The 12,728-nt window shown below is 65.1% G+C and carries 15 protein-coding genes and 1 tRNA gene; 10 read left to right on the top strand and 6 right to left on the bottom strand.

Annotation, left to right across the window (positions count from 1 at the left end; genetic code table 11):
- The 3 genes from V7P99_RS07395 to eno all read right to left on the bottom strand — a co-directional run bounded on the left by V7P99_RS07395 (nt 1) and on the right by eno (nt 3,217).
- Complete coding sequence (locus tag V7P99_RS07395; RefSeq protein WP_333794158.1) at nt 1-999, bottom strand: thiamine pyrophosphate-dependent enzyme; 999 nt, start codon at nt 997-999, stop codon at nt 1-3.
- Between the two features lie 459 nt (nt 1,000-1,458).
- Complete coding sequence (locus V7P99_RS07390; RefSeq protein ID WP_333794157.1) at nt 1,459-1,740, bottom strand: FtsB family cell division protein; 282 nt, start codon at nt 1,738-1,740, stop codon at nt 1,459-1,461.
- A gap of 187 nt (nt 1,741-1,927) precedes the next feature.
- A complete protein-coding gene (gene eno, locus V7P99_RS07385) occupies nt 1,928-3,217 on the bottom strand; it encodes a phosphopyruvate hydratase (protein ID WP_333794156.1) in 1,290 nt (429 codons plus the stop codon).
- 169 nt (nt 3,218-3,386) lie between these two features.
- Here eno and V7P99_RS07380 point away from each other — a divergent pair, with 169 nt between their 5' ends.
- From V7P99_RS07380 to V7P99_RS07370, 3 genes are all read left to right on the top strand, one after another.
- On the top strand, nt 3,387-3,749 hold the full coding sequence (locus V7P99_RS07380; RefSeq protein ID WP_333794155.1) for a GFA family protein: 363 nt from the start codon (nt 3,387-3,389) through the stop codon (nt 3,747-3,749).
- Nucleotides 3,733-4,470 (top strand): 7-cyano-7-deazaguanine synthase QueC, encoded by a 738-nt coding sequence (gene queC, locus V7P99_RS07375; RefSeq protein WP_333794154.1) that lies wholly within the window; start codon nt 3,733-3,735, stop codon nt 4,468-4,470. The genes V7P99_RS07380 and queC overlap by 17 nt, the downstream gene beginning before the upstream one ends.
- A gap of 101 nt (nt 4,471-4,571) precedes the next feature.
- Entirely contained in the window at nt 4,572-5,099 is a 528-nt protein-coding gene (locus V7P99_RS07370; RefSeq protein WP_333794153.1) for a Dps family protein, read from the top strand.
- Between the two features lie 124 nt (nt 5,100-5,223).
- Here the strand turns inward: V7P99_RS07370 and V7P99_RS07365 are convergent, their stop codons facing one another.
- The gene (locus tag V7P99_RS07365; protein ID WP_333794152.1) at nt 5,224-5,445 is read right to left on the bottom strand and encodes a hypothetical protein; all 222 of its coding nucleotides are present in this window, start codon (nt 5,443-5,445) and stop codon (nt 5,224-5,226) included.
- A 135-nt stretch (nt 5,446-5,580) separates the two neighbouring features.
- Here V7P99_RS07365 and queE point away from each other — a divergent pair, with 135 nt between their 5' ends.
- The 3 genes from queE to queF all read left to right on the top strand — a co-directional run bounded on the left by queE (nt 5,581) and on the right by queF (nt 7,172).
- Complete coding sequence (gene queE, locus V7P99_RS07360) at nt 5,581-6,210, top strand: 7-carboxy-7-deazaguanine synthase (RefSeq protein ID WP_333794151.1); 630 nt, start codon at nt 5,581-5,583, stop codon at nt 6,208-6,210.
- A gap of 99 nt (nt 6,211-6,309) precedes the next feature.
- Entirely contained in the window at nt 6,310-6,693 is a 384-nt protein-coding gene (locus V7P99_RS07355) for a 6-pyruvoyl trahydropterin synthase family protein (protein ID WP_333794150.1), read from the top strand.
- Between the two features lie 17 nt (nt 6,694-6,710).
- A complete protein-coding gene (queF, locus tag V7P99_RS07350; protein ID WP_333794149.1) occupies nt 6,711-7,172 on the top strand; it encodes a preQ(1) synthase in 462 nt (153 codons plus the stop codon).
- A gap of 40 nt (nt 7,173-7,212) precedes the next feature.
- Here queF and V7P99_RS07345 read toward each other — a convergent pair whose 3' ends face one another.
- On the bottom strand, nt 7,213-8,355 hold the full coding sequence (locus V7P99_RS07345; RefSeq protein WP_333794148.1) for a ceramide glucosyltransferase: 1,143 nt from the start codon (nt 8,353-8,355) through the stop codon (nt 7,213-7,215).
- 280 nt (nt 8,356-8,635) lie between these two features.
- Here V7P99_RS07345 and V7P99_RS07340 point away from each other — a divergent pair, with 280 nt between their 5' ends.
- A complete protein-coding gene (locus tag V7P99_RS07340; protein ID WP_333794147.1) occupies nt 8,636-9,055 on the top strand; it encodes a hypothetical protein in 420 nt (139 codons plus the stop codon).
- Between the two features lie 156 nt (nt 9,056-9,211).
- Here V7P99_RS07340 and V7P99_RS07335 read toward each other — a convergent pair.
- Nucleotides 9,212-9,286: transfer RNA gene (locus V7P99_RS07335), tRNA-Thr, on the bottom strand.
- A gap of 224 nt (nt 9,287-9,510) precedes the next feature.
- Here V7P99_RS07335 and V7P99_RS07330 point away from each other — a divergent pair.
- The 3 genes from V7P99_RS07330 to V7P99_RS07320 all read left to right on the top strand — a co-directional run bounded on the left by V7P99_RS07330 (nt 9,511) and on the right by V7P99_RS07320 (nt 12,717).
- Nucleotides 9,511-9,948 (top strand): universal stress protein, encoded by a 438-nt coding sequence (locus V7P99_RS07330; protein WP_333794146.1) that lies wholly within the window; start codon nt 9,511-9,513, stop codon nt 9,946-9,948.
- Between the two features lie 228 nt (nt 9,949-10,176).
- Nucleotides 10,177-11,541 carry a polyhydroxyalkanoate depolymerase gene (locus V7P99_RS07325; RefSeq protein ID WP_333794145.1) on the top strand — a complete coding sequence of 455 codons (1,365 nt, stop codon included), beginning with the start codon at nt 10,177-10,179 and terminating at the stop codon, nt 11,539-11,541.
- A 114-nt stretch (nt 11,542-11,655) separates the two neighbouring features.
- The gene (locus V7P99_RS07320; RefSeq protein WP_333794144.1) at nt 11,656-12,717 is read left to right on the top strand and encodes an HpcH/HpaI aldolase/citrate lyase family protein; all 1,062 of its coding nucleotides are present in this window, start codon (nt 11,656-11,658) and stop codon (nt 12,715-12,717) included.
- The last annotated feature ends 11 nt before the right edge of the window (nt 12,718-12,728 follow it).

Raw genomic sequence — 12,728 nt, 5'->3', positions numbered from 1 at the left:
TCAGCCCTCCGCCATTGCGAGAAGAGCCTCCGGCTCGGGAGGAGGCGCGGAGCGAGCAGCCGATGCCGCCGCGAGGACGCGCTCTCTCACGTCCTTCTCGAGCGCCCTCAGTTCGCGGTCGCCGAGATGGCCGGCAGCGAGGATCTGCGTCCGCGCTTTGAGGACGGGGTCCGCATCCTCCCGCCGTACGCTGCTCTCATCGCCGTCGTCTGTGATCGCCGCCAACTCGGCGTGGCCACGGTAGCGATAGGTGAGCACCTCGAGAACCGTCGGGCCGCCACCCTGGCGGGCACGGACGATCGCACGCCGGGCTGCTGCCCGAACAGAGCGCACGTCCGTTCCATCCACCTGCTCGCCGGGGATGGCAAAGGGGCGGCCGCTTTCCGAAATCGCCGATGGCACGGAGCCCAGCACGACGCTGGCGCCCGGTTGCGCCGTGTTGTTGTCGACGACGAACACGATGGGCAAGGCCTGCTGGGCGGCAAGCCTGTAGGTTTCGAGCACGCGGCCACGGGCAGCGGCGCGCTGGCCGAAGAAGGAGAGCGTGACTGCGCCGTCGCCGCGATATCGAGATGCGAAAGCCAGGCCTGCTCCGATCGGCGCCCCGAGCCCGTCGCTCCCGTGCCCGCCATAGAAGCGGTGCTCCGGCGCGAACATGCGCGCCGCGCCGCCAGCGCCTCCGTTGAGCCCGGTGCGCCGCCCGGTGAGTTCCGCCATCATGGAGTGGAGGTCGGCGCCCCGTGCCAGCAGCGCCGCGTGCGTGCGATAGCCGGTGATGATGGGATCTGTCGGCCGCGCCTCCATCAGTGTGCCGACCACCGAGGCCTCCTGCCCGATGCAGAGCGGGCAGGCGCCGTGGATCGCGCCCAGAGCATAGAGCTGTCCAGCTTTCTCCTCGAAGCGGCGGATGAGGAGCATGCTGCGATACGCCGCGATATCCTCCTCGGCGGAGAACGCGATGCTCTCCGCGCCGGACGGATCCTGAGCGTATGCCGCCATGTTCGCTCCTCTTGAAAAATCATGAATCGCAATGGACGGCCGGCGTGCCGCGCCGGCGCGATATCGTGACGCCGAAAGACGAAATCTACACGACGATGCGGCCGGGAGGCCAGCGTCCTGCCTTTTGCATTGCAGCGTAACGGAGGCTGCGCGCCTTCATGCCGACGCGGTTAGCGCCCCTGGACGCAACGCTTCCGTCTCCGAATATGGTGGCAATGCCGCGCCTCGCCGTTGACGCGGATCAGCGGCGCGAGTCGGAGGACGCGCGATAGCGAGGACATACGACGCTGTGGTTTATGGAAAAAAGGTACGTGGATGGGTGTCGCTGGAGTACTTCCGGAAAAGTGGGAGCCGGTCATGGCGAAGCCATGCAGGTGAAAGACCAGGCGAAGCCATGCGGGTGAAGGACCGGGCGAAGCCATGCGGGTGAAGGACCGGGCGAAGCCATACGCGGCAGCCTCAGCCCGAGGACGCTTCATCCATGATCACCCGATCGCGCGGATGCGCGAAGCCGAGGACCTCGCGGGCGATCTCCTCCACAAAATCGGGATCGGGGATTTCGGGGCGAAGCAAGGCGACGTCGCGCGCCAAGTGCGCGCGCACAGCCTCGAGGCTCTGGATTTCAAACTGGAGCACGCTTTCGCGCTCGAGCAATTTCTCCCGAGCCTCGAGGCCATGGCGACCATTTACGGCATGAAAGGCGAAATAAGCGGTCAACGCCAGGCAGAAAAGCAACACCATTGCCTGCCTTAACCAGGTCCGCCGATCGTATATGGGCTTACGCAGCACGAGTGTTCGACGTTACGCACTAATTGAAACCGGGAACGAGAGGACTATAGGACCCCGCCTCTTAAAACGAGGTAAAGCCGCGCCCGTGTCCGGGCCGGCCACCGTCGGGATCGCGGCACCGCCTCGCTAAGCGGGACGGCTACGCTGCGCGGCTGGCCCGCAACACGCTGCGGCCAGCATAGCGCGCAACGGCGCCAAGCTCGCCCTCGATGCGGATCAGCTGATTGTATTTCGCAAGGCGGTCGGAGCGGCTGAGCGAGCCGGTCTTGATCTGCCCGCAGTTGGTCGCAACCGCGAGGTCGGCGATGGTGGCGTCCTCGGTCTCGCCGGAGCGATGCGACATCACGGCCGTGTAGCCTGCGTGCTGCGCCATGGAGACCGCGTCCAGCGTCTCCGTCAGCGTGCCGATCTGGTTGACCTTGATCAGGATCGAGTTGCCGGTGCGCGCCTTGATGCCGCGCGAAAGGCGCGTCGTGTTGGTGACGAAGAGATCGTCACCCACGAGTTGCACGTCGCGCCCCATGGCATCCGTGAGTGCCTTCCAGCCTTCCCAGTCGTCTTCGCCCATCCCGTCCTCGATCGAGACGATGGGATAGCGCGCCACGAGGTCCTCGAGATAACGCACCATGCCGGCGCTATCGAGGCTCTTGCCCTCTCCGGCAAGCTCGTACGTGCCGCCTTTGTAGAACTCCGTCGCTGCACAATCGAGCGCGAGTACGACGTCGTCGCCAGGCTTGTAGCCGGCGCGCTCGATCGACTTCACGATAAAGCCGAGAGCTTCGTCGGCGCTCTTGAGGTTCGGCGCAAACCCGCCCTCGTCGCCGATGCCGGTATTCTGCCCGGCATCCTGCAAGGCCTTCTTCAGCGTGTGGAAGATCTCGGCACCGACCCGCACGGCATCGGCGCACGTCGCGGCGCCGACCGGCATGATCATGAACTCCTGAATGTCTATCGGATTGTCGGCATGGGCGCCGCCGTTGACGATGTTCATCATCGGCACCGGCAGCACATGGGCCGAAGCGCCGCCGACGTAGCGATAGAGCGGCAGCCCGGAAGCCGCGGCCGCCGCCTTCGCCGCGGCGAGCGACACGCCGAGAATGGCGTTCGCGCCAAGGCGGCTCTTGTTCTCCGTGCCGTCGAGCGCGAGCATGGCGGCGTCGAGACCGCGCTGGTCCTCGGCATCGAGACCGAGAAGCGCATCCGAGATCTCGCCGGTCACCGCATCGACGGCCTTCTGCACGCCCCGGCCGAAATAGCGCGTTGCGTCTCCGTCCCGCAGCTCGATGGCTTCGTGTGCCCCCGTCGAGGCGCCGGACGGAACCGCTGCCCGACCCATCGATCCGTCCTCGAGCATGACGTCGACCTCGACGGTTGGGTTGCCGCGGCTGTCGAGAATTTCGCGGCCGAGAATGTCGACGATGGCAGTCATGAGTGTTTCCTTGAGACGTCAGGTGAACGAAAACGCTATATGTGTGAGGGGCGTGCGGTGCCGCAGCGTGCCGAGTTGTAGCCGGGTTCCACGTTCCCGGAAAGCCCCCGCAGGGTAGCAGCATCTACCCTGCTGGCCAGCGCAGACCCGACCGGAGCAAGACGACACCATGACCAGCCAACAGACGACCTACCATGGCTCCTGCCACTGCGGTGCCGTGCGCTTCGCGGCCCGCAGCGTCCCCATCACCGAGGCCCTGAGCTGCAATTGCTCGATGTGCCGGCGCAAGGGCACGCTGCTCGCGTTCATCCCAGCTTCGGATTTCACTCTGCAAGCGGGCGGCGACGCGCTCACCGACTATCAGTTCGGCAAGAAGGCCATCCATCATCTCTTCTGCAAGACCTGCGGCGTCACGGCCTTCGCCCGCGGTGCCACCGGCGGCGGCGAGATGGTCGCGCTCAACATTCGTTGCCTTGACGAGATCGAGCCGGGCGACGTGAAAGTGAACGAGATCGATGGAAAAAGCTTCTGAGATGGCGTCCGGCGGTGCGCTCGTCCTTTTCTCCGGCGGCCAGGATTCGACCGTCTGCCTTGCCTGGGCGCTGGCGCGCTATCCGCGCGTCGAGACGATCGGATTCGACTATGGTCAGCGCCACGCCGTCGAGCTCGCGCAGCGCACCGTCGTGATCGAGGCTGTCCGCGCCGCCTTCCCGCCCTGGGGGCGCGCGCTCGGACCCGATCATCTCCTTGCTCTCCCCGAGCTGGCGCGCATCAGCGAAACCGCCCTCACGCGCGAGACTGAAATCGCGCTGACCGAGGCCGGTCTGCCCTCGACTTTCGTGCCCGGCCGCAATCTTCTGTTTCTGACCTACGCCGCTGCCCTTGCCTATCGTCGCGGGCTCGCGATGCTCGTCGCAGGCGTGTGCGAGACCGACTATTCCGGCTATCCCGACTGCCGCGCCGCAACCATGCGCGCTCAAGAGGAGGCCATCTCGCTCGGTCTCGATCGGGAAATCACGATCGAAACACCCCTGATGCACCTCGACAAGGCCGCCACCTGGGCGCTCGCCCAATCGCTCGGCGGCACGGCCCTCGTCGAGCTCATACGGGAGCACACCCACACCTGTTATCTCGGCGATCGCGAGCACCGTCATGCGTGGGGCTATGGCTGCGGCCACTGCCCGGCGTGCGAGCTTCGCGCCCGCGGCTGGTATTCCTGGCGGGACCACGAAAGCGAGCAAAGCCTACGTTAACGTCTTCGCCACTGCCGCTCGTCCGGGTGCTTCCCTTCGCGAGGTGCGCTTCCTACCTAAACAGGCGTCCCTTTCTCCCCCGGAACCGATGGAGCTTCCCCATGGCAGAGACGAAGAGCGACCTCAAAAAAGCCGCCGAGCGCCGAAAGGCTCCGCTCGCCACCCCGAGCGACCTCGGCGACAATGCTGTGCGCGATCTCACGGGCGCACTCAACGAGCTGCTCGCCGATACCTTCGCCCTTTTCCTCAAGACGAAGAACTTCCACTGGCACGTGAGCGGACCGCATTTCCGCGACTATCATCTCCTTCTCGACGAGCAATCGGCTCAGATTATCGCCATGACCGATCCGATCGCCGAACGCGTGCGCAAGCTCGGCGGAACCACGCTACGGTCCATCGGACACATCGCCCGCCTGCAGCGCGTCGAGGACAACGACGCCGATTACGTGGATCCCGAAGGCATGCTCGCCGAGCTGCGGGACGACACCAAGGATCTCATCCAGCGCATGCGCACCGTCCACGAGCTGACGGACGAGCACAACGATTTCGCCACATCGAGCCTCCTCGACGTTTGGATCGACGAGGCGGAGAAGCGGCACTGGTTCCTCTTCGAGGCAACCCGCCACTGATCGGTCAGCCCTTTCACGTTGTCTCGCAGGTTGGCTCTCTTCCCCCCGGGAAGGGAGCCTTGAAAGCCGTGTATGTCTGGCTGGCCGGAGGACGTGAACGGGCTTCGTCTCCGCTTTGGCGCCCTCACAGCGCGCCGACGGAAATCTCCGGTCTCTCCCCGGGCCGTGCGGCGCCTTTCGCTTCCTCGAGCAGCGCAACCCGCGTGTCATAGTCGAGGCGCAGGAAGCTGTTGAGGGCATCGTCGGCGATCTCGTATTCCCCGCACCGCTTGCAGCGCACGACGATCCCGTCGTACTCCCCCGGGGTGAGATCCGCGGCCTCGGCGCCGCATATCGAGCATTGCATGGTGTTCCTCGCCCGTCCGTTTGAGTGTCCGCTTGGGTGTGAGAAGGATACCCGTTGCGGGCCCCGGAGGTTCCCCGGTACGGAGCGGCGCTGCGGCGCTTGACAGCGGCGGGCGCCAGCCTAAGGGATCGGGCCATGTATGCCGTCAAGGAAATCTTCTACACTCTCCAGGGCGAAGGCGCGAACGCCGGCCGCGCGGCGGTTTTCTGCCGGTTCGCCGGCTGCAACCTATGGTCCGGCCGCGAGGCAGACCGGGCCGGCGCCGACTGCCGCTTCTGCGACACCAACTTCGTCGGCACGGACGGGCCGGGCGGTGGCAAGTTTCGTGGCGCATCTGCGCTTGCGGAGGCCATCGCGGAGGCCTGGCAGGGCGCAGGCGGCGAACGGTTCGTGGTGCTCACCGGCGGAGAGCCGGCCCTGCAGGTCGACGCGCCGCTGATCGACGCGCTGCATACCCGCGGCTTTGCCGTTGCCATCGAAACCAACGGCACGCTTCCTCTGCCTGCAGGGCTAGATTGGATCTGCGTCAGCCCCAAGGCCGGCAACACGCTCCTCCAGACCCATGGGGATGAGCTGAAGCTGGTCTTTCCGCAGGATGGGCTGGCCCCGGAGAACCTTGCCGGGCTCGATTTTCCCCGCCGCTTCCTGAGCCCGATGGATGGCCCGGATCTCTCCCGCAACACGGCCGCCGCCGTGGCCTATGTGAAGGCTCACCCCGAATGGCGCCTCTCGGTCCAAACGCACAAGCACATAGGAATTCCGTGAGGGCGGAGGCGTAAAGCACCGTTCTTGGGCCAGGAATTGGGCTTGCACGTACGCCCGAAACGCTGGCGCGGCCGCATAAAATCCCCTATGGGAGCCCGCATGCGCATATATAGGGAATTCCTCTTCGAGGCGGCACACTTCCTGCCGTCCGCCCCGCCCGGCCATCCGAATTCTCGGATTCATGGCCATTCATTCCGCGTGCGCGTCGTCATCGACGGCGAACCCGATGCCACGACCGGCCTCGTCTTTCATTTCGACGATCTGTCGAAGGCCATGGCCGAGGCGCACGACGCGCTTGATCATCGTCTCCTGAACGAGGTCGAGGGCCTCGAGCTTCCGACGCTCGAACGTATCTCGATGTGGCTGTGGAGCCGGCTCGAAAGCCGCGTCCCGGGCCTCGCGGAAATTCACGTCACGCGCGATAGCTGCCGCGAAGGCTGCATCTATACCGGCAATCTGCACGGCAAGCGTCTCACAGCTTGAACAGGGAGGAGAACGGCATGGGCCGCGAGATCACAGGCGTCACGCTCCTCGGCGGCGCCACGCAAATTCCCGAGAGCCCGGATAAAGCCGTGCTCGAGCGCGTTGCCAATCCGCACGCCGACACGGATTATGTGGCGCGCTTCACGGCACCTGAGTTCACCTCGCTGTGCCCCGTGACGGGACAGCCCGATTTCGCGCATCTCGTCATGGACTACGTGCCAGGCGACTGGCTTGTCGAAAGCAAGTCGCTCAAGCTTTTTCTCGCGTCATTCCGCAACCATGGCGCCTTTCACGAGGACTGTACGGTGGCCATCGGCAAGCGCCTCGCATCGCTCATCGAGCCGAAGTTCCTGCGCATCGGCGGCTACTGGTATCCCCGTGGCGGCATTCCGATCGACGTCTTCTGGCAGACGGGCAAGCTGCCCTCCGGTGTGTGGCTGCCGGAACAGGGCGTCGCCCCCTATCGCGGGCGCGGCTGATCGTTCGGGGCCCTTCCGGATTCGGGGCTAACCGCATGCCTCAAGGCTGCCCCTGCTCTCCGGCGGCAACGCCCGCGTCCGCCACGGTCATGTCGTTGCCGCGCCATGTGAAGCCGTCGCCGATCCAGCCTTTGAGCCAGATGGCCGGCAGCACCACGTCGCGCACCATCCAGGCTAAGGGCGAGGCAAGGTTTAGGTGCCAGCCCGCGGCTTTCGCGAGCACCGCCTCGCTGCCGAACCAAAGCGCCGCGACGAGCCCTGCCGCGAGCCCAGGCTCGAGACCCATAAGCGGCGCTGCCACGGTCGCGGCCGCCATCGCGCCCACGCTGCTCGTCAGCACCTCGGGCGCATAGAAGCCTGGGAACGTCGCCCGCCGCAGTCGCGCCCAGCGAACCTGACGGGCGAGCACCTCGCGACACGAGCGGACCCCGAGCGGCTGCTCGAACGGCGCGCCGACAAGGCGCACGCGCAGCCCGTCCCGCCGCACCACCTTGGTCGCCGCTGCATCCTCCGCAATTTCGATGCCGAGCGCCCGGATGCCGCCGGCCCGATCGAGCACCTCGCGCCGCCAGAGCATCGATTTGCCCTGCGCAAAGCCCAAGCCGGCGCTGTCGGAAGCGAGCTGCCAGCGCGCCTGATAGGTATTGAGGAAGGCGCACTCGACCTCAGCCCAGAACGAGAGCGGGCGGCTGCCGATCGGGGGCGAGCAGACGAGGCCGGTATCGTCCGCCATCGCCGCGAACAGCCGGCCCAGATAGTCCGGCGGCATGAGCACATTGCTGTCGGCGATCACAACCCAGCCATGCCGCGCCGCATCCCAGCCCTTGATGACGTTGTTGAGCTTGGGATTGGACGTGCTTCGGTCGTCACCGAGGAGAAGGCGCGCGTCCACGTCGGGGCGCTCGGCGATGAGCCGGCGAACCAGAGGCACCGCCGCATCCCGCTCGTGAGCGGCGCAGAACAGCAGTTCAAGGCGGCTCTCCGGCTCGACGCGGAAGGTGCTGCCCAGCGTGATGTTGTCGAATGGATCGAGCCCGCACACGGGGCGCACAATGCTTGTCGGGGGAACGTTGGCGGGTGGCATTCGGGCCGAGGCCCTGCGGATCCGTACGGCCGCCATCGCCGCCGTCGTGATGTGCACAAGGATCGCCATCGCCAGAAAGACGAATGCAGCCCATTCCATCGCCGGTTGGTGACCTCCGAGGTTCACGCCTGCAGAAAGCGTGCAGGCCGCGTTGCAGACCGGACTTATGGCGGTCGCATGACACGCCGATGACGGGCAGCTCGTGTGGGATCAGTCACCGAATGGCGGATCTCGAAGGGGAAAGTGACGGAGCGTGAGGCTGCCTCCGACAACCAGAGAGGGATCAATTTCGAGCATGATCGCCTGAGTAGGTAGACGCGACTCCTCAAGCCCACGCATCCTGTCGCAGCAAAATGTCGCAGACAGGTTGACATAAGTCATGCCGAAGACCGTTCTGAACGCGCTCCTGCTCCTCAACATCGCCGGCTTGGCGGCAGTGCCGGTCGCCCAGGCGGCGGTTGCTCCCAATCCGGCGCACGTCAACGGCTTGGCGCTCACGGGTGCCGCTTTTCTCGTTGGCCTGATACTGGCGCTGGCAGCCCGGCTCTGCACGCTCATCGATGCCAACATGGCGAATTCCCGTGGGCACGGCGCCGCAAGCCACCATCGCGGCGCCGCCATAAGCAAACCCCCTTCAGCGCCGTGCGCATCCGGTTCCGCTCGTAAGCACGCTCCGATTTCGGCCGCTCACCTCGGCTGGGCGGCAGGCCTCGGGGCCGCGCTCTGCCTCGCTTACGGCGGAGCTTCCTTCGCCGGAAGCCTTCCGGATTTCCCGGCCCTCGTCGCACTCGCGGTTTAGAGCCGTTCCGCAGTCCCGCTTTTCCGGAAGCACTCTCGACCTCGGATCCGTGGGATTCTTCCATCACCAAAGGCGATCAGAGAGCAAATCGAGCCGGCGCAAGCGCCGCCCCATCGGGGCCTGCGAGCGCAGCGAGCAACGGCGTGAGATCAAAAATGGTGCTGCCGGCGAGGATTGAACTTGCGACCTCTCCCTTACCAAGGGAGTGCTCTACCACTGAGCTACGGCAGCCTGATTGAAATATTTTCAGGATATGTGCTTGCACCGGGCCGAAACCACGCCTGAAGCGCTGCGCGGCCCGCGCTGCGATCATCTAGCCGACCCGCGCGCCGAGAGCAACCTCGCTGCTGTGAAAAAACACGATCCCGTTCCTTCAAATGTCTGTTGATCAGCCTCAACTGGCGCTGCCCGGCCGATCGCGTAAACTCTCCTCACGGGAACGAAGGAGCCGGCCCATGTTTACGCATATCCTGATTGCGACGGACGGCTCGGAGCTCGCGGGCAAGGCCGTGGCTCAGGGCCTCGACATCGCGAAGGGCCTTGGAGCGAAAGTCACGGCCATCAATGTTACCGAACCCTGGGTTGCCGTGGCCCCCGGTGAGGTCGCCATGGCGTTCCCGATCAAGGACTATGATGAAAGCGTCGCGGCCAATGCGGCGCAGATCCTGTCCGCCGTCGCCGACGAAGCCCAGAAGCGCGGCGTCGCCTGCACGATCATCCACATCCGGGATCAGTTTCCGGCCGAGGGAATCATCGAGACAGCCGGCAAATATGACTGCGATCTCATCGTCATGGCCTCTCACGGCCGGCGCGGACTCATGCGTTTCCTGCTCGGTAGCCAGGCCATCAAGGTCCTGACGCACAGCACCGTTCCCGTTCTCGTCTGCCGCTGAGAGCGCCTTCAGCCTGCCATGTCCCACGCGCAGCTCAGTGAGATGTGCACCGCAACATTCTCGGCACCACACGAGAATGAACGGCGGATCTCAAATGGTGCACGCCTAAAGTAGAGTAACTTTTTTGCCCTCGACCAGGCAATTTTGATACTTTCGGGACGGAATGCTTGACGGCATCGGGCGCCCGCTGCTGCACTGCATGTGAGCACTTGCGGGAGAGCGGGACCAATGGACTACTTCACGTATGAGATGGCGCACGCGCTTCTCCACCCCGTCCGCCTCATGACGCGAGCCGTCAAGGCGCAGGTGGACACGCCCCTCAACCCTCTCGCGCTGACCGAGTTTGGCCGAAGCATCTCCGCCGCCTGCGAGGTATTCGAGGGTGTGACGCGCCGCTACGGCAAGCCCGAGTTCGGCATCCGGGAAACCATCATCGGCGATCGCGCGGTCCCCGTGTACGAGGAGACCGTACTGCGCAAGACGTTCTGCAATCTGCTGCATTTCAAGCGTGAGCACGGGGCGGCGGGGTCGCGCCGCGACCCCAAGGTCCTGATCATCGCGCCCATGTCGGGCCATTATGCAACCCTCCTGCGCGGCACCGTGCAGGAGATGGTGAAGGAGCACGACACCTACGTCACGGACTGGACCGATGCCCGTGACGTCCCGCTCTATGAAGGCTCCTTCGGTTTCGATGATTTCGTAGATTACCTCATCGAGTTCGTGCGCTTTCTCGGGCCCGATACGCACCTGATGGCGGTCTGCCAGCCGGCCGTCCCCGCCCTCGTTGCTGCCGCGGTCATGGCTGCTGATAACGATCCCTTCCAGCCTGCCTCCATGACGCTCATGGGCGGCCCGATCGACACGCGCCGCAGCCCGACCAAGGTCAACGAGCTCGCCAAGGAGAAGCCTCTCTCGTGGTTTGAGCGCAACGTCATTCACTACGTTCCGCTTCCGAACCCGGGCTTTGGCCGGCGCGTCTATCCGGGCTTCATCCAGCTCACCGGCTTCATGACCATGAACCTCGAGCGCCATACCGAAGCGCACATGAAGCTGTTCCAAAACCTCGTCAAAGGCGACTGCGAGAGCGTCAAGGCGCACAAGGCGTTCTATGAGGAATATCTGGCGGTCATGGATCTCCCGGCCGAGTTCTATCTCGAGACCGTCAAAACGGTGTTCCAGGACCATGCCCTGCCGAAAGGGGAGCTGACCCACCACGGCCGCCTGATCGATTGCTCGGCGATCACGAGGACCGCGCTCATGACGGTCGAAGGCGAGCGCGACGACATCTGCGGCCTCGGCCAGACGCAGGCTGCGCACGAGCTGTGTCCGAACATCCCGCACGATGAGCGCTACGCCTACGTCCAGCCCGGCGTCGGGCATTACGGCATTTTCAGCGGTTCGCGCTGGCGCAGCGAGATTCAACCACGTATCCGCGCCATGATTCGCAGCGTGGAGCTCAAGCGGCGCCAGGGAGGGCAGAATGGAGGGAGGCCGAAAAGTCTCGCCTCCCAGCCCCGGCTGGGCGCCGCGCCTGCGCCTCTGGCGGCCTGGCACGACCTCGATGACGCCGCCTCGGGCGGCTCGGCGAACTGAACCGGCATCCTCTGGAGCCGGGACGTGCGGGCCTGGGGCGCGTTGACTCTCGGCGTGCCCAAACTAGAGTGCGCCGCGATCCCATCCGTCCCAAATCCGGTCCGAGTGTCTTAAATGTCCGCCGTCCGCACGCCTGCGAAGCATTTCGCCCCCCTGGCCATAGGCGCGCCGGAACCTTACCGAGCGCTGCCGGTGCGGATTGAGCGCATGATCCACTTCGTGCCGCCGCATAATGAGAAGATCCGCTCCAAGATCAAGGATATCGCACGCCAGGTTGATGTCGTGCTCGGCAACCTCGAGGATGCCATCCCGGCAGGCGACAAGGAGGCGGCGCGCCAGGGCTTCATCCAGCTGGCGCGTGAGACCGATTTCGGCGGGACTGGCCTATGGGTTCGCATCAATTGCCTGAATTCGCCATGGATGCTCGACGACGTGATCGAGATCGTGCGCGAGGCCGGAAATAAGGTCGACGTCATCATGCTGCCCAAGGTCGAAGGCCCCTGGGACATTCACTATCTCGACCAGCTTCTCGCCCAGCTCGAGGCGAAGCATGCCGTCACACGGCCGATCCTCATCCACGCCATTCTCGAGACGGCGGAGGGCGTGAAGAATGTGGAGGCGATCGCCGCCGCCTCGCCGCGCATGCACGGCATGAGCCTCGGCCCGGCCGATCTCTCAGCTTCCCGCGGTATGAAGACGACGCGCGTCGGCGGCGGCCATCCGGACTATGCCGTGCTGTCCGACGCAGGCGCCGCCGCTGGAGCCGGGCGGGCCCGCGCCCAGCAGGATCTCTGGCACTACACCATCGGCCGCATGGTGGATGCGTGCCTCGCTTATGGCTTGAAGCCGTTCTATGGGCCGTTCGGCGATTTTTCCGATCCGGCTGGGTGCGAGGCGCAGTTCCGCAACGCCTTCATCCAGGGTTGCCTGGGCGCCTGGTCGCTGCATCCGAGCCAGATCGACATCGCCAAGCGGGTTTTCTCTCCGGATGTCAACGAGGTGGCGTTTGCGAAGCGCATCCTGGAGGCGATGCCCGATGGTACGGGAGCGGTGATGATCGACGGCAAGATGCAGGACGACGCGACCTGGAAGCAGGCCAAGGTGATCGTGGATCTCGCCCGCCTCGTGGCCGAGAAGGATCCCGAGCGCGCCGAAGCCTACGGTTTCCGATCCTGATGCACGCCGCA

The organism is Hyphomicrobium sp. (genome assembly GCF_036780825.1).
In the GTDB taxonomy this organism is placed as follows: domain Bacteria; phylum Pseudomonadota; class Alphaproteobacteria; order Rhizobiales; family Hyphomicrobiaceae; genus Hyphomicrobium_C.
The sequence above is the reverse complement of the archived record's forward strand: the minus strand, read 5'-3'. Positions and strand labels throughout refer to the sequence as shown.